The 25,870-nt window shown below is 66.6% G+C and carries 19 protein-coding genes; 6 read left to right on the forward strand and 13 right to left on the reverse strand.

Features of this window, described 5'->3' with window-relative positions:
- Positions 1-279 precede the first annotated feature (279 nt).
- From EYE42_RS08420 to cysD, 3 genes are all read right to left on the reverse strand, one after another.
- Positions 280-1,539, reverse strand: a complete 1,260-nt coding sequence (locus tag EYE42_RS08420) for a CAP domain-containing protein (RefSeq protein ID WP_130990875.1) — start codon at positions 1,537-1,539, stop codon at positions 280-282.
- A gap of 125 nt (positions 1,540-1,664) precedes the next feature.
- Entirely contained in the window at positions 1,665-3,578 is a 1,914-nt protein-coding gene (gene cysN, locus EYE42_RS08425) for a sulfate adenylyltransferase subunit CysN (RefSeq protein WP_130990876.1), read from the reverse strand.
- Positions 3,578-4,507: a sulfate adenylyltransferase subunit CysD gene (cysD, locus tag EYE42_RS08430; protein ID WP_130990877.1), complete on the reverse strand. Its 930-nt coding sequence runs from the start codon at positions 4,505-4,507 to the stop codon at positions 3,578-3,580. The genes cysN and cysD overlap by 1 nt, the downstream gene beginning before the upstream one ends.
- 343 nt (positions 4,508-4,850) lie before the next feature.
- Between cysD and EYE42_RS08435 the strand changes: the two genes are divergently transcribed.
- Both EYE42_RS08435 and nhaA read left to right on the forward strand, forming a co-directional pair.
- Positions 4,851-6,005, forward strand: coding sequence for an AI-2E family transporter (locus EYE42_RS08435; protein WP_130990878.1), 1,155 nt, complete (start codon positions 4,851-4,853; stop codon positions 6,003-6,005).
- A gap of 113 nt (positions 6,006-6,118) precedes the next feature.
- Entirely contained in the window at positions 6,119-7,309 is a 1,191-nt protein-coding gene (nhaA, locus tag EYE42_RS08440) for a Na+/H+ antiporter NhaA (protein WP_130990879.1), read from the forward strand.
- Here nhaA and EYE42_RS08445 read toward each other — a convergent pair whose 3' ends face one another.
- Both EYE42_RS08445 and EYE42_RS16490 read right to left on the reverse strand, forming a co-directional pair.
- Positions 7,310-9,085, reverse strand: a complete 1,776-nt coding sequence (locus EYE42_RS08445) for an SLC13 family permease (protein WP_130990880.1) — start codon at positions 9,083-9,085, stop codon at positions 7,310-7,312.
- A gap of 164 nt (positions 9,086-9,249) precedes the next feature.
- Entirely contained in the window at positions 9,250-11,106 is a 1,857-nt protein-coding gene (locus EYE42_RS16490) for a Hint domain-containing protein (RefSeq protein WP_130990881.1), read from the reverse strand.
- A 276-nt stretch (positions 11,107-11,382) separates the two neighbouring features.
- Between EYE42_RS16490 and katG the strand changes: the two genes are divergently transcribed.
- The gene (katG, locus tag EYE42_RS08455) at positions 11,383-13,620 is read left to right on the forward strand and encodes a catalase/peroxidase HPI (protein WP_130990882.1); all 2,238 of its coding nucleotides are present in this window, start codon (positions 11,383-11,385) and stop codon (positions 13,618-13,620) included.
- 292 nt (positions 13,621-13,912) lie between these two features.
- Here katG and EYE42_RS08460 read toward each other — a convergent pair whose 3' ends face one another.
- From EYE42_RS08460 to EYE42_RS08475, 4 genes are all read right to left on the reverse strand, one after another.
- Positions 13,913-14,401: a hypothetical protein gene (locus tag EYE42_RS08460; RefSeq protein ID WP_130990883.1), complete on the reverse strand. Its 489-nt coding sequence runs from the start codon at positions 14,399-14,401 to the stop codon at positions 13,913-13,915.
- A 161-nt stretch (positions 14,402-14,562) separates the two neighbouring features.
- Positions 14,563-15,858, reverse strand: a complete 1,296-nt coding sequence (gene glcF / locus EYE42_RS08465) for a glycolate oxidase subunit GlcF (RefSeq protein WP_130990884.1) — start codon at positions 15,856-15,858, stop codon at positions 14,563-14,565.
- A 9-nt stretch (positions 15,859-15,867) separates the two neighbouring features.
- Positions 15,868-16,968 carry an FAD-binding protein gene (locus EYE42_RS08470; RefSeq protein ID WP_425466560.1) on the reverse strand — a complete coding sequence of 367 codons (1,101 nt, stop codon included), beginning with the start codon at positions 16,966-16,968 and terminating at the stop codon, positions 15,868-15,870.
- Complete coding sequence (locus tag EYE42_RS08475; protein WP_211657914.1) at positions 16,965-18,422, reverse strand: FAD-linked oxidase C-terminal domain-containing protein; 1,458 nt, start codon at positions 18,420-18,422, stop codon at positions 16,965-16,967. Before EYE42_RS08475 ends, EYE42_RS08470 begins: the two co-directional genes overlap by 4 nt.
- A gap of 100 nt (positions 18,423-18,522) precedes the next feature.
- Here EYE42_RS08475 and EYE42_RS08480 point away from each other — a divergent pair, with 100 nt between their 5' ends.
- The 3 genes from EYE42_RS08480 to EYE42_RS08490 all read left to right on the forward strand — a co-directional run bounded on the left by EYE42_RS08480 (position 18,523) and on the right by EYE42_RS08490 (position 21,546).
- Complete coding sequence (locus EYE42_RS08480; RefSeq protein ID WP_130990886.1) at positions 18,523-19,299, forward strand: FCD domain-containing protein; 777 nt, start codon at positions 18,523-18,525, stop codon at positions 19,297-19,299.
- A gap of 42 nt (positions 19,300-19,341) precedes the next feature.
- On the forward strand, positions 19,342-20,613 hold the full coding sequence (locus EYE42_RS08485; RefSeq protein WP_130990887.1) for a glycerate kinase type-2 family protein: 1,272 nt from the start codon (positions 19,342-19,344) through the stop codon (positions 20,611-20,613).
- Positions 20,614-20,874: 261 nt separating this feature from the next.
- Complete coding sequence (locus EYE42_RS08490; RefSeq protein ID WP_130990888.1) at positions 20,875-21,546, forward strand: Crp/Fnr family transcriptional regulator; 672 nt, start codon at positions 20,875-20,877, stop codon at positions 21,544-21,546.
- Between the two features lie 11 nt (positions 21,547-21,557).
- On the opposite strand, the gene EYE42_RS08495 is transcribed toward EYE42_RS08490, so the two are convergent.
- Genes EYE42_RS08495 through EYE42_RS08510 form a run of 4 tightly spaced genes read right to left on the reverse strand, consistent with a single transcriptional unit; the run spans position 21,558 to position 25,868 of the window.
- Entirely contained in the window at positions 21,558-22,727 is a 1,170-nt protein-coding gene (locus tag EYE42_RS08495; protein WP_130990889.1) for a phenylacetate--CoA ligase family protein, read from the reverse strand.
- Between the two features lie 9 nt (positions 22,728-22,736).
- Positions 22,737-23,525: an ABC transporter ATP-binding protein gene (locus EYE42_RS08500; protein WP_130990890.1), complete on the reverse strand. Its 789-nt coding sequence runs from the start codon at positions 23,523-23,525 to the stop codon at positions 22,737-22,739.
- A 3-nt stretch (positions 23,526-23,528) separates the two neighbouring features.
- On the reverse strand, positions 23,529-24,755 hold the full coding sequence (locus tag EYE42_RS08505; protein ID WP_130990891.1) for an ABC transporter substrate-binding protein: 1,227 nt from the start codon (positions 24,753-24,755) through the stop codon (positions 23,529-23,531).
- A 39-nt stretch (positions 24,756-24,794) separates the two neighbouring features.
- On the reverse strand, positions 24,795-25,868 hold the full coding sequence (locus EYE42_RS08510; protein ID WP_130990892.1) for a branched-chain amino acid ABC transporter permease: 1,074 nt from the start codon (positions 25,866-25,868) through the stop codon (positions 24,795-24,797).
- Positions 25,869-25,870 lie beyond the last annotated feature (2 nt).

Raw genomic sequence — 25,870 nt, forward strand, 5'->3', positions numbered from 1 at the left:
GGCAGTGCCGGCCCGCGGCCGGTTCTCTTGGTCGCAGGGCAGACCGCAAGCCCGCAAAATGGATGAGAGACTGACGGTGAAGGGGTGGCCTGTAGGGCATCTGAAGACCTCGCCTTGCTGCCGCAACGTCAAGGCGGTTTTGGGCAAAAATTCCCGTTCCGGCCGGAACCCAGCGTTCCTGAAATCGTTAAAAGCGCGTAGTGAAATTGCCCCACCGCAATACCTTAACGAGTAGACCCGCCATTTCTGGCGGGTTTTTCTTTTCCGACAATCAGATGGTCAAAATCCGAAGATGTCGTCGGCCAGCCCCAGGACGGTCAGCCCGGACCCCGTCACCGTCAGGCGATCCCCCGCACCAAAGTCGATGGCGACGCCCATGGCCGTTCTTGACATGTGATCGCGCACAAAGGCGGCGGGATCGCTATCCAGAAGGCCGGCACCGACGGTCAGCCGGTCGATGCCAAGCTGATAGTCGCGGATGATGTCGGCCCCGCCCCCTTTCACAAAGACAAAGCTGTCGGCGCCTGCGCCCCCGATCAGAAGATCGTTGCCCGCGCCGCCGTTCAGCGTATCGGCGCCCTCCGCCCCTGCCAGCGTGTCGCGGCCCGCTTCGCCCGCCAGCCAGTCGTTTCCTGCCTGACCGGACAGAACATCGTCGCCCAGGCCCCCCGGCAGGCGGTCCGCGCCGGTGCCGCCCCACAGGCTGTCATGGCCGGCATTGCCCCACAGCAGGTCGTTTCCATCCCCGCCGGCCAGGCGGTCACGGCCGTTACCCCCCTGCAAGCTGTCCTGACCACCGTCGCCGTGCAGCAGATCGTCATCGTCCCCGCCGATCAGGCGGTCGTCGCCGGCATTGCCGCGCAGGGTGTCATTGCCGCGTCCGCCCGCGATCCAGTCATGGCCGTTTCCAGCCTGGACGAGGTCGTTTCGCGCGCCCAGGCGGTAATCGTCGTTGCGCGCGGTTCCGGGGGCCGCCGTGGTAAAGATGCGGCCATCGAGCCCTTGCAGCCAGTCGGGGCGTGCAGGCATGGACAGGTTCGTCCCCGGCGGCGCAGCCTTGGAAAAGGTGCCGCCGTCAAGGCGCACCGGCGCATCGGTATCGGCAAAGTTCTGGGTGGCCATCAGCACCTTGTAGTCTCGGCCCGCGACCCTGAAATGGCCCACCTGCAACCCGATGCCGACAAGGGATGCACCCCCCATGATGTTGGCATAATGGCCGGGACTGTTCATCAGGTTGGCATGAAGCTGCGCGATCTCGTCACGCAGGCTGCCTGCGCCCTGGATGCTGACATAGGCGATGTTTTCCGCCGTCAGCCAGGACCCCGACAGGTCGAACCCCTCTGCCTCGATCCGCTGGCGCGACGTCGATGCATTCCGCCCGACATGGGCAAAGACATCGGCGTCCAGCATCCAGCGGCTATGCGCGTCGGCTGCATCGTTCAGCCGCTTTTCCAATGCCAGCGGCGCCAACCCCTCGGCCCGCCGGGCCTGGTTCACGAGCGAGGCGAAATAGCGTTCGTCGGCGGTTGCAAAGGACATCGGTCCGGCCCTGGCTGTCGGATGCGGAACAGCCTAGGGGAACGGCCCGCAGGGCGCGCGCCGAAAATCGGTAAAACTGACGGCACCGGCGATCTTGTGCCGAGAGGATCGCCGTGACTGTCCGCTCAGCCCTGCGACAGGATCGCCGCGATCACCCGGTCGGCGGCCTCCTCGGCGGACAGGGCGACGGTGTTGACCACCAGGTCTGCCCGTTCGGGAACCTCGTAGGGGCTGTCGATTCCCGTGAAGTTCCTGAGCTGGCCCGACCGCGCCTTCTTGTACAGCCCTTTCACATCGCGCTGTTCGGCGACCTCCAGGGGCGTGTCCACATACACCTCGATGAATTCGCCCGGCGCCATCATGTCGCGAACCATCCGCCGTTCCGACCGGAACGGAGAGATGAAGGCGGTCAGCACGATCAGCCCGGCATCGGTCATCAGTTTCGCCACCTCGCCCACGCGGCGGACGTTTTCCACCCGGTCGGCGTCGGTAAAGCCCAGGTCGCGGTTCAGCCCGTGGCGCACGTTGTCGCCGTCCAGCAGAAAGGTGTGCTTGCCCATCGCGTGCAGCTTGCGTTCGACGATATTGGCGATGGTCGATTTGCCCGATCCCGACAGGCCCGTGAACCACACCACCCGCGCCCGCTGGTTCTTTTGCGCGGCATGGGCCTCGCGGTTCACATCGGTCGCCTGCCAGTGGATGTTCTGCGACCGGCGCAGCGCGAAATGCAGCATCCCGGCGGCGATGGTGGCATTGGTCATCCGGTCGATCAGGATAAAGCCGCCCAGGTCGGGGTTGTCGCCATAAGCCTCGAACGGGACGGGCCGGTCGGTCGAGATGTTGACCACGCCGATGGCGTTCAGGCCCAGCGTCCTGCTGGCCAGATGTTCCATCGTGTTGACGTTCACCTCGTATTTGGGCTCGGTGATGGTGGCGCTGACGGTCTGGGTGCCCAGTTTCAGCAGATAGGGACGGCCGGGCAGCATCTCGGCCTCGTCCATCCAGACCAGGGTGGCCTCGAACTGGTCGGCCACCTCGCAGGGGGCATCGGCCTGCACGATCACGTCGCCGCGCGAACAGTCGATCTCGTCGGCAAAGGTCAGGGTCACCGACTGACCCGCAACCGCCCGATCCAGATCGCCGTCGAATGTGGTGACGGACTTGACGGTGGTGGTCTTGCCCGAGGGCAGGACGCGGATGGGATCGCCCGGATGAATGGCCCCGGCGCTGATCTGGCCCGCGAATCCGCGGAAATCCAGATGCGGGCGGTTCACCCATTGCACCGCCATGCGGAACGGACGATCCGCCATCCGCATGTCGCTGATCGGCGCGTCCTCCAGATGGCCCAGCAGGGTCGGACCCTGATACCAGGGCGTCTCGGGGCTTTTGGAGACGATGTTGTCGCCCTTCAGGCCCGAGATCGGGATCGGCAGAAAGCTGTCCATGCCGATCTGCTTGGCGAAATGCGAATAGTCGCTGACGATCTCGTAGAACCGTTCGGCCGAATAATCGACCAGATCCATCTTGTTGACGGCCAGCACGATGTTTCTGATGCCCAGCAGGTTCACCAGATAGCTGTGGCGCCGGGTCTGGGTCAGCACGCCCTGGCGCGCGTCGATCAGGATCACCGCCAGATCGGCGGTCGAGGCGCCGGTGACCATGTTGCGGGTGTATTGTTCGTGCCCCGGCGTGTCGGCCACGATGAACTTGCGCTTATCGGTCGCAAAAAAGCGATAGGCCACGTCGATGGTGATGCCCTGTTCGCGTTCCGCCGCCAGACCGTCCACCAGCAGGGCAAAGTCGATCTCGCCCCCCTGGGTTCCCGACACCTTGCTGTCGTATTCCAGCGAGGCCAACTGATCCTCGAAGATCATCTTGCTGTCATACAGCAGCCGTCCGATCAGCGTCGATTTCCCGTCATCGACCGATCCGCAGGTGATGAAGCGCAGCATGGTCTTGTGCTGGTGCTTAAGCAGATAGGCGTCGATGTCCTGGGCGATCAGGGCGTCGGTCAGATAGACGGGATCTTGCGCGGTCATCAGAAATACCCTTCCTGCTTCTTCTTCTCCATCGACGCGGCCTGATCCTTGTCGATGGCGCGTCCCTGGCGCTCGGACGTAGTGGTCAGCAGCATTTCCTGGATCACCTCGGGCAGGGTCCGGGCGTTGGATTCAACGGCGCCGGTCAGCGGATAGCAGCCCAGCGTGCGGAACCGGACCGACCGCATCTGCGCCCGTTCTCCGTCGCGCAGCGGAAAGCGGTCGTCATCGACCATGATCAGCAGCCCGTCGCGTTCCACCACCGGGCGCGGTTCGGAAAAATACAGCGGCACGATTTCGATGTTTTCCAGGTGGATGTACTGCCAGATGTCCAGCTCCGTCCAGTTCGACAGCGGAAAGACCCGGATCGATTCGCCCTTGGCCTTGCGGGTGTTATAAAGCTTCCACAGCTCGGGGCGCTGGTTCTTGGGATCCCAGCGGTGGTTGGCGGACCGAAAGGAAAAGATGCGCTCCTTGGCGCGGGACTTTTCCTCGTCACGGCGCGCACCGCCGAAGGCCACATCGAAATTATAGTGGGTCAGCGCCTGTTTCAGCCCTTCGGTCTTCCACATGTCCGTGTGCAGGCTGCCGTGGTCAAAGGGGTTGATGCCGCGGGCCTTGGCCTCGGGGTTCTGGTGAACGATCAGGTCCATGCCCGCCGCCCTGGCCGCCCGGTCGCGCAGGTCGTACATCGCCCGGAACTTCCAGGTAGTGTCCACATGCAGCAGCGGAAAGGGCGGGGGGGCCGGATAGAACGCCTTGCGCGCCAGATGCAGCATGCAGGCCGAATCTTTGCCCACCGAATACAGCATCACCGGGTTTTCGGCATTCGCCACCACCTCGCGCATGATGTGGATGCTTTCCGATTCCAGCCGCTGCAAATGCGTCAGCGTCTGGGACGGGATGGCGGTCTGGGCAAGGCTGTTCATGGGCAGGGCTTTCGCTCGTCTGGCATCCGGCGGTTCGGGACACCCTGCTATCCTTCAGCACGCCCCGGGATTCAAGCCGGTTCATCACGGAAAGGCCCAGCTTTCCGCCGATGCGGGGCGGGCCGGAACGCTGTTCCGCGGCTGTGGCGAAAGCCGGATCGTTGACCGCAGGGCTGCACGATCCCAGCGGGCGGGGCCGTTTTCGGGCCGGGAATCGGGCGGCCTTCGCCGTTGGCGCGCGCGCGACGCGCCGCGGGCTTTCCGAAAGACGGGTTGACGCGGCGATCCACCGTGCAACAGTCGTGCGACACAGGCGGCATACCACAAGGGCAAGCAGACCGGCATGATCGACCCCCCCCACGCGACGCCGCGGCGCGACCCCCCCGACCCCGACGACCCGGCGCAACCCTTTCCGCTGATCAGCGACATCTCGGCCGCGCGCTGGCTTTTGGTGTTCATCATCGCCGCGGCGGCCTACTTCTTTCATGGCTTTCTGGTGCCGGTCCTGGCCGCCACGATCATCGCCTTTGCCAGTTGGCCCCTGTCGCGGCGGGTGCAGCGCGGCCTGGGTCTGGACCGGACGCTGACGGCGGCGCTGTTTGTCCTGGTGATCGTGCTGTTTCTGGTGGTGCCGATCGCCATGGCCCTGCTTTATGCGTTCCGCGAGCTGCAAAGCTGGATTTCCTGGGTGTTCGAGGTGAATGCCCTGGGCGCCCCCACGCCCGTCTGGATGACGGAACTGCCCCGGATCGGGGAATGGGTGGACGAACTCTGGCTTCGTCATATCGGCAGGCCCGGCGCCATTGCCGAATGGGTGCAACTGACCAGCGGCAACACCATCGCCTCGATCTATCGCAGCGTGCTTGCGGCGGGGAACATCGCCTTTCATCTGGCGCTGAACCTGCTGTTCATGCTGATCGCGCTGTTCGTGTTCTATCGCGACGGCGACAGGATCGCGGCGCAGATCGACGTGGTGGGCGCGCGCATCCTGCCGGTCCGCTGGGAACGTCTGTCGCGGGTGGTGCCGCTGACCATCAGCGCCACCGTCACCGGCATGACCCTGATCGCCATCGGCGAAGGGGTGATTCTGGGCCTTGCCTACTGGATCGCGGGGGTGCCCTCGCCGGTGACGCTGGGCGTCATCACCGGCGTCATGGCGCTGATCCCCGGAGGCGCGCCACTGTCCTTTACCCTGGTGTCGATCTATCTGGTGGCCAGCGGATCGCCCCTGAACGGGATCTTGCTGTTCGTCTGGGGTTCGGTCGAACTGTTCGTCGTGGACAAGACCATCCGGCCCGTTCTGATCGGCGGCCCGGTCAAGATGCCCTTTCTGCCGACGTTCTTCGGCCTGGTGGGCGGGGTCAAGACCATGGGCATCGTGGGCCTGTTCGTTGGCCCGGTCCTGATGGCCCTGCTGGTCGCCATCTGGCGCGAATGGCTGCGCGAGATCCGCGCCCACCCCAGGAAACCCGCGCCCAAGCCGAGGCAAAGGTCTTGAACGCCCCCGGTCGTTGAATAATATGGCCGGAACGGCGTGTGCTGCGTGCGCCCAGGGACCATCCCTGATTACGGAGACTGGGTAAGAAACCGTTTCTGGCAAAGGGGGGCTTCATGGCGGGGCGCATACAGAACACCATCCGCAAGTTTCTGGACAACGGCTCGGCGGGGGGGCTGCTGCTGATCCTGGCCGCGGTCCTGGCGCTGATCGTCGCCAATTCGCCGCTGTCCGAGGCCTATTTCGCCGCGCTTCACGCCTATATCGGACCGATGTCGCTGAGCCACTGGATCAACGACGCGCTGATGGCGGCGTTCTTTCTGATGGTGGGGCTCGAGATCAAGCGCGAACTGGTGGACGGCCACCTGTCGTCCTGGCCCCGCCGCATCCTGCCGGGTGTCGCGGCAGCAGCCGGGATGACCGTTCCGGCGCTGTTCTATCTGGCCTTCACCTCTGGCACCGGGGCCGAACACGGCTGGGCCATCCCGGCGGCCACCGACATCGCCTTCGCGCTGGGCGTACTGTCGCTGCTGGGCCCGCGGGTGCCGACCTCGCTCAAGGTCTTTCTGGCGGCGCTGGCGATTCTTGACGACATGGGCGCGGTGATCGTGATCGGGTTGTTCTATACGGCGGATGTGTCCACCGTCGATCTTGCGGTCGCCGCCGCGATCGTGGCCGCGCTGTTTGGCCTGAACAAGGGCGGCGTGCGCCAGCTTTGGCCCTACATCGCTCTGGGCATCGTGCTGTGGTTCTTTGTCTGGCGGTCGGGCATCCATGCCACCATCGCGGGTGTGCTGCTGGCGCTGACCGTTCCGCTCAAGCGCACCCCCGCCACCCCCGAGGCGCGAGGCGCGGAAAGCCCGCTGCACCGGCTGGAACACATGCTGATCGCGCCGGTGTCGTTCGTCATCATCCCCATCTTCGGCTTTGCCAATGCCGGGGTGAGCTTTCTGGGCCTGGGCTCCGAGGCGTTCTTTGCCCCGGTCACCATGGGGGTGGCGGCGGGCCTGTTCCTGGGCAAGCTGATCGGAATCTTTGGCGCGGTGGTGGTCCTGGTGCGGCTGAATCTGGCCGACCTGCCGCCGGGCGCAAGCTGGCTGCAGATGCTGGGAACCGCGCTTCTGTGCGGCATCGGTTTTACCATGAGCCTGTTCATCTCGATCCTGGCCTTCACCGAGCCGCTGCTTCAGGACGAGGCCAAGATCGGCATCCTGATGGGGTCGCTGACGGCGGGCACGGCCGGCTATGTCGTCCTGCGCTTTGCCAAGCGCGAGGCGCGGCGACCGCTGGAACAGCCCGTTCGCTGATCAGACCGGCCACACCGCCAGGATAAGGGGCACCCCTGTCGTCACCACCAGGATCGACAGGGGCAGACCCAGCCGGGGATAGTCGCTGAACCTGTATCCGCCCGGTCCCATGACCAGCGTGTTGCACTGATGCCCGATGGGGGTCAAGAAATCGCATCCCGCGCCCACCGCGACCGCCATCAGGAACGCCTCGGGCGCATATCCCAGGCTGTCGGCAAAGGTCGCGGCGATGGGTGCCATCACCAGAACGGTCGCGGCGTTGTTCAGAAACGGCGTGACCGCCATCGCCGCCACCATGATCAGCGCCACCGCCCCCCAGACCGGCAATCCGGTCGCGATATCTGACAGCCAGACGCTGATCAGGTCGGTGCCTCCGGTCTTTTGCAATGCCTCGCTGACCGGGATCAGGGCGCCCAGCATGACCAGCAGCGGCCATTCGATCGCCTCATAGGCGCGTTCCGGGCTGATCGCCCCGGTCAGGATCATCAGCACCGCCGCGCCGAAAAAGGCGATGGCAACCGGCACGATGCCCATGGCCGTCAGCGCCATGGCCGCTCCTAGGATCAGGATCGGCATCAGTTCCTTGCGCACGCTGCCGATCTGCAGGCTGCGTTCGGCCAGGGGCAGCAGGCCCAGCCCGCGGATCCGTTCGGGCAGCATATCCACCGGACCCTGCAACAGCAGCACATCGCCCGCCTGAAGCGCGGTCTTGCTCAGCCGTTCGGTCATGCGGTGGCCCGACCGCGACACGGCCAGCAGGCTGACCCCCTGCTGGTCGAAAAGCTGCATTCCCCCCGCGCTTTGCCCGATCAGGGTCGAATTGGCGGTCGTCACCGCCTCGATCACGCCCACCTTGCTTTGCGGCAGTTCCAGCTTTTCGGCGGTGTCGTGCCCGGCCAGCACCAGGCCGCCGCTTGTCACCGCCCGTTCCAGCGCATCGGGTTCGCCCCGCAGCAGCAGAATGTCGTTTTCCTTGATCGTCGTGTCGAACAGCACAACCTTGCGCCGTTCGCCGTCGCGGATCATGCCCGTCACGGTGATTTCACCGTCGGTCAGACCGATCAGCCCGCCGATGGTCATGCCTGCGGCCTTGGCCCCTTCGGGGACCGTCGCCTCGGAATTGTAGTCGCTGATGTTCACTGCCTCGCCCAGCGACGCGGTGGCGCGGCGATCGGCCGGCAGCAGCCGCCAGGCGAACATGAGAAACACCATCCCCACCAGCGACAGGCCCAGCCCCACCGGGGCGAAATCGAACATGCCGAAGGGCTGGCCGGTCAACTGTTCGCGCACCCCCGACACGATGATGTTGGGCGATGTGCCCACCAGCGTGATCAGCCCGCCCAGCAGCGAGCCGAAGGCCATGGGCATCAGATAGAGCGATGGCGACTGCCCCGACTTGCGCGCCATCTTCAGGGCGGCGGGCATCATCATGGCCAGGGCGCCGATGTTCTTGATCAGCGCCGACATCAGCGTCACCGACCCGACCAGCACCAGAAGCTGCACCCGCATGGTGGTCAGCTTGCGAACCAGCCAGCGCAGAAGCGCCTCGATCAGGCCCGATCGGGACATGGCCGCGCTGACCACCAGGGCGCTGCCGACGATGATGACGATGTTGTCGCTGAAGCCGGTAAAGGCATCGTCGGGCGATACGGTGCCCGCCAGCAGCGATGCCAGCAGGGCCAGCATCGCCACCACGTCGTATCGAAGCCTGCCCCAGATGAACAGGACCATCATCACGCCGATGATGGCAAAGGCAAGCATTTGCTGTGTTGTCATGATGAAACCCGTTCCGCGCCGGGGGCCTCGGGCGCGTTCAGGGCAGAACCGTTCGAAGCGGGAAATGGTTGCCCGTCCGCCCTGCCGGACGGAGGATTAATTTTTTCCAAAGGGCTGGAACCCGCAGCCGTCGCCTTTGCATCGGCAGGGCAGGCACCGGGGCGTCAGGCGACCAGGGGCTGGCGGTCGCGGCAATGACGCAGGGCCAGTTCGCGCGCCTGCCGGCCCGGCACCAGATGGCGGGCGCTGGGCGGCTGGCGGTTGTCGCGCAATTCGGGAAACAGCGCCCAGATTTCCTGGCACGCGTCGGCACCCACGGCCCTGAGCGCCTCGGCCCCCGCATAGAGGGATTCGGTCTCGGCCCCGTTGGCGATTACGATCTGGTGGCTGTCCAGCAGGAAATGGACATAAACGATACTGTCCAGATCGTCGGCCACCTCGATCCCCTGGACGGCCAGCAGTTGGCGTGCCGCCACCAGAACCTCGTCTGTGCCGAACATGGTGCGGGCGATCCCCGACCGGACCAGAAGGCGGTGCTGGGGCGAAACCACCAGATCGGCCGACGGCACGTCCCGGCCCAAGGCGCCCTGGCGGATTCGGATCGGGCGCAGATGCGGGGCGGCGGCCAGATCGGCGGTCCCCAGCCGGCAGCTTCCGATCCAGCGGACGGGCCGGATGCCGGCGTCGCGCGTGACCACCATCGTGCCGGGCGCCAGTTGGCCCGCCGCCACCGGCCCGTCCGCCGTCAGGATCATCGCGTCGGAAGCGAAGCAGACGACATTGGTGTTGTCGTTCGTCAGATCCTGCGGTGCCACGGCGCTGCCGTTGCTGCGGATCGACAGGGTGAAGCTGCGGTCAAAGCCGTTGGCGGGGCTGATGTCGCCCAGCACCCCATCGGCCTGATCCTCGCGCAGCCAGGCCAGCGGATTTTCATAGGGTGTCTGGCCCGATGCGGTCCGCGCGGCATTGATGATCGCCAGATTGCTGGGGTTGTAATGGGCCGACAGGTCCAGGACATCATTGTTGGTCTGGTTGCCGTCATTCAGAACCGCGCCCGCGGCGGTGCCGAAATCGGTGACCGTATCGCCGCTGGTGACAAGAAAGCGGTCGAAACCCTGTCCGCCGGTCAGCGTGTCGGACCCCTGGCCGCCCACCAGCAGATCGTTGCCGTCGTCGCCCGCGAGGCTGTCGTTACCGCCGCCGCCGTAAAGACTGTCATTTCCTGCCCCGCCCGACAGGGTGTCGCTGGCGCCATCGTCGAGGACGGCGGCGCCATGGCCATACAGAAGATCGTCGCCGGTATCCCCCGACAGGCTGTCCGCGCCCGCGCCGCCGTGGACCGTGTCGTTGCCCGCGCCCGCCCGGATCACGTCCTGATGGCCCGTCTGGCCGGGCAGAACGGCATCGCCGGCATCCACCCGGTCCCGGGTCGCGTCCACATAGCCCTCGCCGATCAGGTCGTTTCCGTCGGTTCCGTCCACATAACCGTCCCGAAACGGCAAGACGTCGCGCTGCGCGTCCAGCCCGTCCACGGGTCCGGTACTGAACTTGGCACGCAGGGGCACCGAAACGCTGAGGATCGGATAGCTGGCCAGGTCCGCCTCGCCCGCCATTTGCCCGCTGGCCGAGGGCGGCATCACAAAGGTATCGCCATTCGTCGTCTGGAACATCCGCAGCGGAACGTTCGTCAGAACCCGCGTGGCGCCGCCCCCAAGGGACTGGACAACGGTGGCGTTCTTCAAGATGAAGCCGGTATCGGGCATCTGCGTGTGATCGGTGCCGCCCACCTGATAGGAAACCGTGTCGGTGCGCAGTCCGTGATGGTCAAAGGCCACCATGCCGTCGCTGCCCGCGTCGTTCAGCGTTACCCGCACGCTGCCGGCGAACAGGGGGTCTGCTGATGAACCAAAGACCCTGCCGTCCATCACCTTGCCGGGATTGTCGGCGATACGGTTGTTTTCGTTCAAATCGATGACGGGCAGATTGCCCAGATAGAGCATGGCATAGGTCGAAGTCGTCATGGTGCGTCCTGACAGCGGAAACCGGGAAGAACTGGGTGGAAGGGGGCGTGCCGCACGCTATGACAGGCCACCCCGTCTTGACAACTGCGGGTTGCGGAATGTTTTAGCGACTTCCACCAAAAGTATTGCCGCGGCCGAATGACGCATCCTTGCGGGCTGCCCCTCAGCGCCCGCTTGTTCTTTCGGCCGCAGCCCTTACCATGCGCCGCCATATCGGCCGGTCCTTGCCGCACCCCCCAAAGGCCCGGCCGTCACCGCGGATCAAGGAGACATGACATGGACGACAAGACCCCCAGCGCAGGCGCGATGTGCCCCATCCAGCACGCCGGCAACCGCAACACGCGGGCCAAGGCACGGTCGAACCGCGAATGGTGGCCCGAACAACTGAACCTGAAGATCCTGCACCAGAACAATGAACAGTCGAACCCGCTGGGCGGGGATTTCAACTATGCCGAGGCGTTCCGCAAGCTGGATCTGGAAGCCGTCAAGGCCGACCTGCGGGCGCTGATGACCGACAGCCAGGACTGGTGGCCCGCCGACTGGGGCCATTACGGGCCGCTGTTCGTGCGCATGGCCTGGCACAGCGCCGGAACCTATCGCACCGCCGACGGGCGCGGGGGCGCGCGGTCGGGGGCGCAGCGCTTTGCGCCGCTGAATTCCTGGCCCGACAACGTGAACCTGGACAAGGCCCGGCGCCTGCTGTGGCCGGTCAAGCGCAAATACGGAAACAGCTTGTCCTGGGCGGACCTGCTGATCCTGACGGGCAATGTCGCGCTGGAATCCATGGGCTTCAAGACCTTTGGCTTTGGCGGCGGACGCCCTGACGTCTGGGAACCGGCCGAGGATATCTATTGGGGGTCCGAAACCGAATGGCTGGCCACCAGCGACAAGGAAAACAGCCGCTATTCGGGGGACCGCGAACTGGCCAGCCCGCTGGCCGCCGTGCAGATGGGCCTGATCTATGTGAACCCCGAAGGTCCTGACGGCAGGCCCGATCCCCTGGCCGCCGCGCGCGACATCCGCGACACCTTCAAGCGCATGGCCATGAACGACGAGGAAACCGTGGCCCTGATCGCCGGCGGCCACACCTTCGGCAAATGCCACGGTGCCGGCGAGGCCAGCCATGTCGATGTCGATCCCGAAGGGTCGGCCATCGAATTGCAGGGTCTCGGTTGGACCAGCAAGCATGGCAAGGGCCACGGCGCCGACGCGATTTCATCCGGGCTGGAGGTGGTCTGGACCCAAAGGCCGACCGAATGGAGCATGGGCTATTTCAAGAACCTATTCGAATACGAATGGGAATTGACGAAATCCCCCGCCGGTGCCTGGCAGTGGCAGCCCAGGGACGGCGCGGGCGCGGGCACGGTGCCGGACGCGCATGACCCCGACAAGCGCATCGCGCCGGGGATGCTGACCACCGACCTGTCGCTGCGCGTCGATCCGATCTATCGCGAGATCTCGCTGCGCTTCCTGAACGATCCCGACCAGTTCGCCGACGCCTTTGCCCGCGCCTGGTTCAAGCTGACCCACCGCGACATGGGACCAAAGGTACTGTACGAAGGCCCCGAGGTGCCGTCCGAGGATCTGATCTGGCAGGATCCGGTCCCGGCCCCCGATCACCCGCTGATCGACGCGGCGGATGTGGCAGACCTGAAACGGCAGATCCTCGCCTCGGGCCTGACCGGTCCGGAACTGGTGGCGACGGCCTGGGCCTCGGCCTCGACCTTTCGGGGGTCGGACTATCGCGGCGGCGCCAACGGCGCGCGCATCCGGCTGGCACCGCAAAAGGATTGGGAGGCGAACCAGCCCCGGCAGCTGGCCAAGGTTCTGGAAGTGCTGGAGGGCATCAAGGTCGGTTTCGACGCCAAGGGCGCGAAAAAGGTGTCCCTGGCCGACCTGATCGTTCTGGGCGGCGACGCCGCGGTCGAGGCCGCGGCCAGGGCTGCGGGCCATGACCTGAAGCTGGACTTCATCCCCGGACGGGGCGACGCCACGCCGGACCAGACCGATGTGGAAAGCTTCGACTGGATGGAGCCGTTGGCCGACGGATTCCGCAACTATCAACGGCAGAAGTTCAACGTCCCGGCCGAAGAACTGCTGATCGACCGGGCGCAACTGCTGACCCTGACGGCGCCGGAAATGACCGTGCTGGTCGGTGGGATGCGCGCCCTGGATGCCAACTGGGACCACACCGATCACGGTGTGCTGACCAACCGGCCCGGCCAGTTGACAAACGATTTCTTTGTCAACCTGCTGGCGATGGACACGGTCTGGAAGGCGCGGGACGACGACCAGATGGTGTTCGACGGCACCGACCGCAGAACCGGCGCGCCGCGCTGGACCGCGACGCGGGTGGACCTGATCTTTGGGTCCAATTCGCAATTGCGCGCCATCGCCGAGGTCTATGCCCAGGACGATTGCAAGACCAAGTTCGTGCAGGACTTCGGCAAGGCGTGGTCCAAGGTGATGAACGCAGACCGTTTCGACGCGCGCCGGCAACTGGACCCTGTCTAGGATCCGGCTTGGCGCCGGCCCGTCCCTGCAGGGGCGGGCTGTCGTCCGGGAAATGCCGCTGGTCGCGAAACGCACAGGCGGTGAGCCGGTTGGTCTGGGGCTGTAAGCTGCGGCTTTTGTACCATCGCGACGACCGGAGCGTCGCATTGTTGCCCCGGATCGGCGCAGGTCGGGCAGGCCCCCGGTCGCCGCGCAGGCATCTGCTGACCCGGAACTGGTCCGCAAGGCCGTCATCATCGCCGGATAGGGGAGCCGGGGTGGGGGCTGAACCCCGCCCGCGTCCCGTGTCGTGTCAGCCGTTCCGGCGGCGTCCCACCAGACCGGCCGCCCCGATCGCCGCGGCCAGCAGCGGCAGCGTGGCGGGCAGCGGAATGGGCGCGGGAGCGTCATCGACCCGGTTCAGGCTCATCCGGACGTTGCCCAGGGATGCGAGTCCGGCCGCGAAATCGACACCGCTGGCCAGAAAGCCCAGATCGACCGACGTGCCGTCGAAGGCGCTGAGGCCGATGCCGCCCGCAAGGGTTTCGATCAGTTCGTCCAGCCCGCCATCCACTTCGGCATAGATATAGGCGGCAAACCCGAGATATTCCGGGAACCCCTGAATCGACCCGGTTCCCGAAAAATCCAGCGTATAGCTGCCGGCCTGCTCGATTTCGTAGATGATTCCCCCGAACTGGAGAAACGGCACGTCAACGCTGGCCACGGTCGCGGCGCTGGCAGACGTGCCCGCCCCCAGCGTCGCGAAAAGGGCCACGGTTGCGGCCTGAATGATCGTTCTCACGTAAACCTCCATACACATAATGCCACAGATCGCCTGAGGCCGGGAAAGGCCCGGCCTATGCCTGGCAGCGGGCGATGGCGGCACTATGAACGAAAACAACTGAAATATTAAGGCTTTTTTTAACAGGGCGTTATGCAACCTCGGCGTGTCGCGGCGGCAGTTCAGGCCACGGCGCGCAGGGCCCGCGGGCGGGGCCCGCCGGTGGCCCAGTCGAGCAGTTCGGCGGTATGGACGACCGGAACGCCGGTTCCGGATCCGATCTGCATCATGCAGCCGATATTGCCGGCGCTGATGACCTGGGGGCTGGTGGCCTCCAGCGTGGCGACCTTGCGGGCCTTGAGCTCGGCGCTGATGGCAGGCTGCATCAAGTTGTAGGTGCCAGCCGATCCGCAGCAGATATGGCTGTCCTTCGGTTCCAGCACCGTGAACCCGGCACTGGCGAGCAATTCCTTGGGCGTGGCCTTGATCTGCTGGCCGTGCTGCAGCGAGCAGGCCGCGTGATAGCCGACGCGCAAAGGGGCGGCATGGGTCGGGTCGGTCAGGCCCAGATCCGCCATCACCTCGGTGATGTCCTTTGCCAGCGCGGCCACGCGGGCGGCGTCCGCTTCCAGCGGATCGCCCGCGAACATGTGGCCGTAATCCTTGACGGTGGTGCCGCAGCCCGACGTGTTGATGACCAGGGCGTCCAGCCCCTCGCCGTCGATTTCGGCGGCCACCGCGCGGATGTTGGCGGCGGCGAAGCCGTGGCTTTCGTCCGTCCGGCCCATGTGGTGGGTCAGCGCGCCGCAGCAGCCCATGCCGCGCGGGATCACCACCTCGCAGCCGTGGCGGCGCAGCAGGCGGATGGTGGCGTCGTTGATGTCGGTGTTCAGCGCCCGCTGCGCGCAGCCCACCAGCAGGGCGACCCGCTTGCGGCGGATACCCTGGGCCGCAAAGACCTGCGGGCTGTCGTTCAGGCTGGGCGTCGGAATGTCGCGCGGCGTCATGTCCAGCATCGCGCGCAGACGCGCATCGGGGATCAGGCGGCGGAACGGGCGGCCCAGTTTCGCCCCCAGCAGCGCCAGCCGGAAGCGGCCCGGATAGGGCAGGACCTTTGCCAGCACCCAGCGCAGGGCGCGGTCGGGCAGGGGGCGGCGATAGTTTTCCTCGATATATTCGCGGGCGTGATCGACCAGATGCATGTAATGGACGCCCGACGGGCAGGTGGTCATGCAGGACAGGCAGGACAGGCACCGGTCGATGTGCTTGACCGTCTTTTCGTCCGGCACGCGGGAATTTTCCAGCATGTCCTTGATCAGGTAGATCCGCCCGCGCGGGCTGTCCAGTTCGTCGCCCAGCACCTTGTAGGTCGGGCAGGTGGCGGTGCAGAAACCGCAATGGACGCAGGTGCGCAGGATCTCGTTGGATCGCGCGGTCAGCGGATCGGCAAGCTGCTGGGCGGTAAAGGTTGTCTGCATGTCAGCCGTTCATCGGGTCGGGGCCATCAGGCCGGGGTTCAGGATGCCTGCCGGATCAAAGCTGCGGCGCAGCCCGTCCTGCAGGCGGGCGACCGGCCCGTCCAGCGGCGGAAAGGCCGGGCCATCGGCGCCCGCGCGGCGGATCAGGGTTGCATGGCGGGCAAGCCCGCGCGGATTGCCGGGGCCGCGATACCAGATCAGCCCGCCGCCCCAATCCAGCGAACAATCCCCGCCCATCGCCCGCAGCCCCGCGCAGATGCCCGGCGCGTCGGTGGGTTTGCACAGGATCCGCCACAGCGGATCGCCGCCCGCGAAATGCGCCACGTCGCGGATCGCGTCCCAGGCGGCGTCCTCGATCACCTCGGGATGCCATGCGGCCAGCAGCGCCAGCAGCCGGTCGCGACGATAGACAAGCTGGCGCTCCAGCCCCTCGACCCGCAGAAAGACCGTGCCGCCGACATGGGCCGCGCCCGAAACCTCGAAGGGGGTGGACAGGGCGGCGGTGAAGATGCGCAGGGCGGTTTCCTCGGTCACGCCGGGAAAGGCCAGCGTGGTGCGGGCGGGGGCCAGGGGCAGGGTCTTGAGCACCACCTCGGTCAGGACGGCCAGGGTGCCATAGGAGCCGGCCAGCAGCTTGGACAGATCGAGGCCGGTGACGTTCTTCATCACCCGTCCGCCGTTCTTCATGACGCGGCCCTGCCCGTCGACAAAACGCACCCCCAGCAGGTGATCGCGGCAGGCCCCGACCAACATCCGGCGCGGACCGCTGGCGTTGGCGGCGACCATGCCGCCCAGCGTGGGCGTGCCGTTCTGGCCCAGGATGGCGCGCATGTCGGGCGGCTCGAACGCCAGGGCCTGGCCTTCGGCCGCCAGCATCGCCCGGATATCGGGCAGGGGCGTTCCGGGGCGGGCGATCAGGGTCATTTCCGCGGGGGAATAGGTGACGACGCCCGACAGGCGGGCCAGCGACAACGGGTCCCCAAGGCTGCGGTTTTCGACCCGCGTGCCGCCGCCCGCGATGCGCAGCGGCCTGCCGCGCGCCTGGCATTCGGCCAGGATTTCGGCGGCTTCGGCCTCGGTCGCGGGGGCCAGATCAAGGGCGACGGTCATTCGGCGGCCGCCATGGAAACGGTGCGGGCACGGTGGGCGGCGCTGGCCTCCAAGGGAAAGACCTTGGCCGGGTTCAAAAGCCAGGCGGGGTCGAACACGTCCTTGACCTGCATCTGGATCGTCAGGTCGTCGGGATCGTACTGGTCGGACATCAGGTCGCGTTTTTCCACACCGACGCCATGTTCGCCAGTCAGGCAGCCGCCGACCTCGACGCAGACGCGCAGGATGTCGGCGCCGAACGCCTCGGCCCGGGCCAGATCGCCGGGCTTGTTGGCATCGAACAGGATCAGCGGATGCATGTTGCCGTCGCCCGCGTGAAAGACGTTCGCGACCTCCAGCCCATGCTGGCGCGACAGTTCGCCGATGCGGCGCAGGGTATAGGGCAGTTGGCCCACCGGCACCGTGCCGTCCAGGCAGATGTAGTCGCCCAGCCGTCCCATCGCGCCAAAGGCCGACTTGCGGCCCTTCCAGATTGCCAATGCCTCGTCGGCATTGCGGCTTTCGCGGAATTCGACGGGGTTCAGCGCGGCGGCGATTTCGCGGATCCGGGCGATCTGGTCGTCGATCTCGGCCTTCGACCCCTCGACCTCGACGATCAGGACGGCGGGGCAGTCGGGGTATCCGGCCTTGGCAAAGGCCTCGACCGCGCGCAGGCAGGGCTCGTCCATGTATTCGATGGCGACCGGCAGCACGCCGGACCGGATGATATTGGCCACGCATTCGCCCGCGACCTCGGGGCTGTCGAAGCCGATCAGCACCGGGCGCGCGCCCTCGGGCCGGGGCAGGATGCGCAGCGTGGCCTCGGTCACGACGCCAAGCTGCCCTTCGGATCCGCACAGCACGCCCAGCAGGTCCAGCCCCGCCGGTCCCAGTTCCGGCCCGCCCAGGTCCAATATCTCGCCCGTGGTCAGCACGACGGTCGCGCCCAGCAGGTTGTTGGTGGTGACGCCGTATTTCAGGCAATGCGCGCCGCCCGAATTCATCGCGATGTTGCCCGCGATGGTGCAGGCCAGTTGCGACGACGGGTCGGGCGCATAGAAAAAGCCCAGCGGTTCCAGTTCGGCGCTGACCGACAGGTTGGTCACCCCCGTCTGCACGCGGACGAATCGGTTCGCCGTGTCGATTTCCAGCATGGCATTCAGCCGCATGGTGCCCAGGATCACGCAATCGGCCGTGGGCAGGGCGCCCCCTGCCAGCGATGTGCCCGCGCCGCGCGGCACCACCGGCACGCCCAGGTCGCTGCAAACGCGCATGACCGCCGCCACTTCGGCCGTGGTGCGGGGCAGGACCACGGCCAGCGGCGGGCAGCGATAGGCCGTCAGCGCGTCGCATTCATAGGCGCGGGTTTCCTGGGGATCGTCGATCACCGCGTCGGCGGGCAGAACGGCACGCAGGGCCGCGACGATCCGGCCGCCCTGTGCGATCACACGCGAATCGGGCGCCGGCATGGCGATGGACATGGCCTGATCCTCCTGTTCCCATCTATCTGGTAAAATGATTTGACCAAATCTGTCAATTGCGATGAGGTGGGTGCGACGATAAAGGCCATGGTCCATGAGCGACACCCCCATCCGCCCCGAACGCACCGCCGAGGCCGTGGCGCGGCACATCGAAACCCTGATCCTGGAAGGATCGCTGGCCCCGGCCGAGGGGCTGTTGCCCGAACGCGACCTGGCGCAGCGGCTGAACGTATCGCGGCCGACCCTGCGCCACGGGCTGAAGCTGTTGCAGGACCGGGGGCTTCTGGTCGGGGAAAAGGGCCGTGGCCTGCGGGTCGCTCCGCTGGGGCAGACTGCGATTGCGGACCCGCTTTTGGCGCTGCTGTCCGACCACCCCGAGATCGAGGACGATTACTTCGATTTCCGCGATGTCGTCGAAAGCCACGCGGCCGCCCTGGCCGCGGACCGTGCCACCGGGCTGGACCGGGACGCCATCCGCGCGGCGATGGACCGGATCGAGGATGCCCACGCCGAAGCCCGTCCCAAGGCCGAGGCCGAGGCCGACGCCGCTCTGCACCAGGTCATCTATGAGGCCAGCCACAACCTGGTGCTGTTGCAGATCATGCGCGCCCTGTCGGGCACGCTGCGCAGCAATGTCGCGGCCAACCGGTCGCGCATGTTCGCCCTGCCGCAGATGCGCGAACGCCTCCGGGACCAGCACCGTGCCATCGCGGCGGCCATTCTGGACGGCGAGGCCGACAGGGCGCGCGATGCGGCCCATGCCCATCTGTGCTATGTCCGCAAGGCCGCCCGCGATCTGGCCGAGGCCGAGGCCCATGCCGAGACGGCCCGCCGCAGGCAGTCGGGCGGCGGGCTTGGCCAGCGGCGCTGATCCGGCATTGACCGGGCCGGGCCGGCAGGGCAGCGTGGCGTGATGACCGATGTTCCCCCCGATCCGTGCCGCGATGCCCCGGCCTTTCTGCGCCGCCTGTTCGACCGCGCGGTCGAGGCAGCCGATCCGATGCGGTCGCTGGCCGCGCATCTGCCGCCGCGTCCGGCGGGGCGGGTGGTGGTGGTCGGCGCGGGCAAGGCCAGCGCCCGCATGGCCGAGGCCGTCCTTGCCGCCTGGGGCCCCTGCGAGGGGCTGGTGATCACGCGATACGGCCACGCCCGCCCGTGCCCGGGCATCGAGATCGTCGAGGCCGCCCATCCGGTGCCCGACCGCGCCGGGGTCGAGGCAACGGCGCGGATGCTGGACCTGCTGGCCGGTCTGGGATCCGGGGATTTCGTGCTGGCCCTGATCTCGGGCGGGGCTTCGGCGCTGCTCTGTGCCCCCGCGGCTGGCATGACGCTGGCGGACAAGCAGGCGGTGAACGCGGCGCTTCTGGCCTCTGGCGCGCCGATCGGGGCGATGAACACGGTGCGCAAGCACCTGAGCCGCGTAAAGGGCGGGCAACTGGCCGGGACGGCCTGGCCCGCGCGGATGCTGTGCCTGATGATTTCCGACGTGCCGGGCGACGATCCGGCCTTTATCGGGTCCGGTCCGACCGTGGGCGACGGATCGACCCCCGCCGATGCGCGGGCGATTCTGGACCGATGGGGAATCGCTGTGCCCACCAGCGCCCTCTGCGCGTTGCAAGGGGGCAGCGGGGTGATCGCGCCGGGCGATCCGCGCCTGTCGCAGACGGAAAACCGCATCATGGCCGCCCCGGCGCAGTCGCTGGCCGCCGCAGCGGATCTGGCACGGTCCTGGGGCTGCGCCGTTGAGATCCTGGGGGACGCGCTGGAAGGCGAGGCCCGCGAGGTCGCCGCCGATCATGCCCGGCTGGCATTGGACCGGCAGGCCGCGCGGCGTCCCGGCGATCCGCCGCTGGTGATCCTGTCGGGGGGCGAGTTGACCGTGACCCGTCAAGGCGACGGGATCGGCGGGCCGAATGCCGAATATGCCCTGGCCTTGGCTTTGGGGCTGAAGGGGGCGGACCGGATCCATGCCCTGGCCTGCGACACCGACGGTATCGACGGCGCGGCCGAGGTCGCGGGGGCGGTGATCGGCCCCGACACGCTGGCCCGCGCCACGCCCGCCGCGGCCCGTAGCGCCTTGGCCACGAACGGATCACACGATCTGTTCGGACGAATCGGCGCGCAGGTCGTGACCGGTCCCACCCTGACCAATGTGAACGATTTCAGGGCAATCCTGATCGCCTGAGAACCCGGCAGCCGGATATCAGGCATTTTTCTTTTTTCGCCCGGCCCAAATGTCGTCTTGCCGACAGTTCGGCTTGCGGCATGGGCTTATGCTGGTTTTGCGCAGTCGTGGTGCGCAGCTTGGGTCATGTGTGAGTTTCGGCTATCCCGTCGCATCCCCCTGATGCGGTGCCCCGCCGCGGGGTCGGGGTAGCCATTTTCACTTTCCTGTTGGCTCGTTTCCTGCTTTACTGACCGCCATCGACAGTCGGCGGATATCGCGATGACCGACCCTTGCGAATATGCCCCTTTGTTCGATGCCCCGCTTCTGAACGGCCTGTCGCGCGACGACAAGCGGGCCTTCTTCTCGGCCTGCGCCGTGCGGGCCTACAAGTCCCCGACCCCGATCCTGCGGCAGGGCGAACTGACCCCCGGCAGCTTTCTGGTGGTCGTGGGCCAGGTCGAGGTGGATTACGTCGATGCCTCGGGTAATCCGGTGATCGTCCACACCGCGCTTCCGGGCGAGATGCTGGGCGATGTCGAGGCGCTGTCGGGCCGGCCCTGTGCGTGCAGTTGCGTCACGGCGCCGGATACGACGGTGCTGTTCTGCCCCACGCCGGTTCTGCATACCTTTATTCCGCCCCGCCTGCTGGTCCGCAACCTGTGCGACGCGCTGTATAGCCGGATGGTGCGTGAAAGCCGCAACAAGGCCGCCGATCATTATTACAATGCCGAACAGCGCCTGCGCCTGCATCTGCACAATCTGACCGACAACGGAACCGACGCGATCCGCATCAGCCAGTCGCAACTGGGCATCGTGATCGGTTGCTCGCGCCAGACGGTCAACCCGATGCTGGGCCGGCTGCGCGACCAGGGCATCATCGAACTGGGACGCGGCATGATCCGGGTCCGGGATCGCGCGCGTCTGGCCGATGGAGCCCCCGCCGCCGAATGATCGCCGAATGATCAGCGCAGATCGGCGATGACGCGACCGTCGTTGGGCAGGCTGCCGGGCGCCACCACCTCGACCGATCCTTTCAGCCGCGTGATCTCGGCCAGCTTGTCGGCCAGCGCGGCGGCGGCACTGGGGTCGGGATGTTCGGCCAGAAGATGCATCCGGTCCTGTTCGCCGCTGCGGCTGATTTCCAGCCGCAGCCGCTGGCAGCCGGGCACGGCGCGGCCGATGGCGGCCACCTGTTCGGGGCGTACGAACATGCCCTTGACCTTGGCCGCCTGGTCCGCCCGGCCCATCCAGCCCTTGATGCGGCCCGTCCCGACGGTTGCCGACATGTCGCCGGTGGCAAAGCGCAGCAGCGGGTATTCGGCGCTCAGCCGGGTCACGACGATCTCGCCCACCTCTCCGTCGGGAACGGGATCGCCCGTTCCGGGCCGGACGATTTCGACGATCACGCCGTCGTTCAGCATCATGCCCGGCCCGCCGTCCTCATAGGCAACGATTCCCAGGTCGGCGGTGCCATAGCATTGGCGCACGGCCACCCCGCGCGCGGCCAGTTCGGCGCGCAGGCTGTCGGGCAGGGCCGCGCCCGTGACCATGCCGACCTGCAGGCAGGAACGGTCCACGCCAGCCTCGTCAGCCTTGTCCAGGATGATCTTGAGGAAATCCGGCACACCCACATAGACGCGCGGGCGGTACTGGGTGATGGCAACCATCTGATCGGCGGTATTGCCCGGCCCGGCGGGGATCACCGGACAGCCCAGGGCCTCGGCTCCGGCCTCGAAGATGAAGGCGGCGGGGGTCAGGTGATAGGAGAATGTGTTCAGGATCACATCGCCCGGATGTACCCCGGCCGCGCGCAGCGCCGCCGCCGATCCCCACCAGTCGTGTCCGCGCCCTTCGGGATCGAAGATCGGGCCGGGCGAGACGAACAGGCGCCGCAACCCCGCGACCGGACCGCCGGTCAGCCCGCCAAAGGGCGCGTTCCCGGCCTGCATCTGCGTCAGGTCGGACTTGCGCAGCACCGGCAGGCGGGCCAGGTCGGCCAGGCTTTCCAGCGGCGTCGCAGGCAGGTCGGCCCACAGGGGCTGCGTCGCGCGCATCCGCGCCAGTTGCGCGTTCAGGCGGTCAAGCTGGCCCGCCGCGCGCGCGTCGCGGTCCTGGTCGGTATCAGTCATCATGGGCTTTCCTCAGGCCAGCCAGCGCTTGCGCCGGCGATAATGTTTGACGTTGCGGTAATCGGTATGTTCCGCCCCGCCCAGATAGAAATCCTGCACATCGGGATTCGATTTCAGCACCTCGGCCGCGCCGGACATGACGACCTGACCCTGTTCGATCAGATAGGCGCGGCTGACGATGTCCAGGGTGGCCGCCGCGTTCTGTTCGACCAGCAGCACCGACATGCCCTGTTCGGCGTTGATGGTGCCGATGATGCCAAAGATCTCCTGCACCAGCAGCGGCGACAGGCCCAGCGAGGGTTCGTCCAGCATGATCAGCCGGGGTTCGGTCATCAGCGCCCGGCCGATGGCCAGCATCTGCTGTTCGCCCCCCGACAGATAGCCCGCCTTGGACTTGATCCGTTCCTTCAATCGCGGGAAATAGGCATAGACCTGTTCGCGCAATTGGTTGAACCGCGCGATGCTGCGCCCGCGATAGGCGGCGACCAGGTTTTCGTCGGGCGTCAGGTGGCCGAAGATGCGCCGACCTTCCAGCACGTGTACCAGGCCCCCCGCGACCCGTTCCGGGGCGCCCAGGTTCAGGATGGACCGGTCGCCGAAACGGATCTCGCCGCGCGTGACCAGCCCGCGCTCGGGGCCCAGAAGCCCCGAGATGGATTTCAGCGTCGTGGACTTGCCCGCGCCGTTCGATCCCAGAAGCGCGACCATCTCGCCCTCGCCAACCTCCAGCGAGACGCCCTTGATGGCCAGAAAGACCTTGTCATAGATGACTTCGACGTTTTCCAGGACCAGCGCGGGCATGGCTCAGTTGCCTTCCTTGTACTTGGTGGCCGATTCCTCGATCACCCGGCGGATCAGGTCCGGATAGGCGACCGTCCAGTCGCTGACCGGCACCCACTTTTCGCCGTCCCATTCGGATACCCGGCCGGCGCCGCCGCCCTGGTGGTCCTCGGCGGTATAGGTGACGGCAGGCAGCAGGCCCTCGGCGTCATAGCCCGCGATCTTCTCGAACCCGGCCTTCAGCGTTTCGCCGGTCAGCGGCTGGCCGCCCTCCAGGCCCAGGCGCGCGGCCTCGGCGGCGATGGCCATGGTGGCGACGCCCAGGTTGTAATAGCTGTTGCCGACATTGGCCTGATCGCCCGAGCCCTTGCCCGCGTCGATCACCTGCTGCTGGATGCGCTGCAGGATCGGGTGTTCGGTGCCCGAGGCCGTGGCCTCGAACCGCTTGACCCCCTTCATCGCCGGGCCGACATTCGCGGCGTCGGTTTCGGCCAGCCAGATCACCGAATGGATCTGTTCGGGACGCACGCCGTTCTGGATGGCGGTCCTGACCGACACGGCCTGGCCACCGCCCGCGCCCCAGATCATCACGTAGTCGGGGCGATAGCGGCGCACCTCGGACCAGGCGGCGGACTGTTCGTTGCCGGGGCTGGCATAGGGAAAGGCCTGGTATTCAAATCCTTCCTCGGCGGCCAGGGCCTCGAGGATCGGCAGCGGCTCGCGGCCAAAGGGGCTGTCGATATGGACAAAGGCGATCTTCTTGCCGTCCAGCCCGTCGGTCGATTTCATGTGGTCGATTAGCGTCGCGGCCTGCGCCCAGTAGGTCGGCATCATCGGAAAGACATAGGGAAAGACCGTGCCGTCCGACGCGTCGCCCCGGCCATGGGCGGGGGTGATCAGGATGTTCTTGTCGGCCTGGATCTGGTCCAGCACGGCGGCGGAAACCGGTGTGGACAGAAAGTCGAACAGGATCGCGCCTTCTTCCTTGGCGCGGTTATAGGCTTCGATGCCGCGCTGCGGCTGGTTGCCGGTGTCGCGGACGATGGCGGTGACGGTATTGCCGTCGATGCCGCCCTCGGCGTTCAGCAGCGCCAGGTAATCCTGCTGGCCCTGATTGTACTGCCCCGTCACGAAGGTATAGACCGCCGTGAAATCCTGCAGCAGGCCGAACTTGATGTCCTCGGCCGCTACGGGGGCGGACAGCCCGGCCACCAGGGCCGTCGTCAAGGCAAGCTTGCGCATCCAGGTCATGTTTTTTCCTCCCATTCTGTGGTCCCCCTCCCAGGGGTTTCAGCTTCTGGCGTGGCGGAACGGCCAGACCAGGAAATACTTGCGGATATTGTCATAGATCTTGGCCAGGCCCAGCGGCTCCAGCAGCAGAAAGCCGATGATCATCGCACCATAGATCATCAGCGGCAGGTGCGACAAAAAGTTCTGGCTGACCGGCACCCAGCCCCCGGCTGCCAGACCCGACACGACATTGGTCAGGAAGATCGGCATCAGCAGCACGAAGCCCGCACCCAGCCACGACCCGATGACCGAGCCAAGGCCCCCCACCAGCACCATCGCAACCAACTGGATCGAGACGTTGAAGCCGAACTGTTCGGGCGTCACCGCGCGATAGAAGCAATAGGCCAGGATCGCCCCCGTCACGCCGCCCATGAAGGACGACGTGGCAAAGGCCATCAGCTTGGTGCGGAACGGATCGACCCCGATCACGGCGGCGGCGAAGTCCTTGTCGCGGATCGCCACAAGGGCGCGTCCGAACGAGGTGCGCTTGACGTTCATGAAGAACACCGTCAGCACGACCGCCCATCCCAGCGCCAGCCAGTAGCGCGCGGCAAGGCTTTCGACCGGAACGAACAGAAAGCTGACCTCGGGCGTGCGCAGGGTGGCATGTGCCCCGCCGGAAATGGCCGGCACGTTCACCACCACCCAGTCCACCAGATACTGCATGGCCAGCGTGGCCATGACCAGATACAGCCCCTTGACCCGCAGCGCGGCGCCGCCGAATACGGTGCCGATGGCCGCGGCGATCAACCCCGACAGCAGCAGCGCCAGTTCGAACGGAACGCCGAACCGGACCAGGTGGATCGAGGCATAGGCCCCGATCGCCATCACCGCGGCAAAGCCGAAATGCAACTGCCCCGCCAGGCCCATCAGCAGCGTCAGCGACAGCGCCGCCGCCGACCAGATCACCCAGGGCAGCACATAGCTGCCCAGATACAGCGGCGAGACATAGAGCGGCGCCAGCACCGCAAGGATCAGCAGAAGGATCACCATCCAGCGGTCGGCGGGGATCTTCCACAGCTTGCGGTCGGCCGCGTAGCTGGTGTGATAGGTGCCCGACAGGCGGTAGAACATCG

This window comes from Paracoccus subflavus, from assembly GCF_004310345.1.
Classification (GTDB): domain Bacteria; phylum Pseudomonadota; class Alphaproteobacteria; order Rhodobacterales; family Rhodobacteraceae; genus Paracoccus; species Paracoccus subflavus.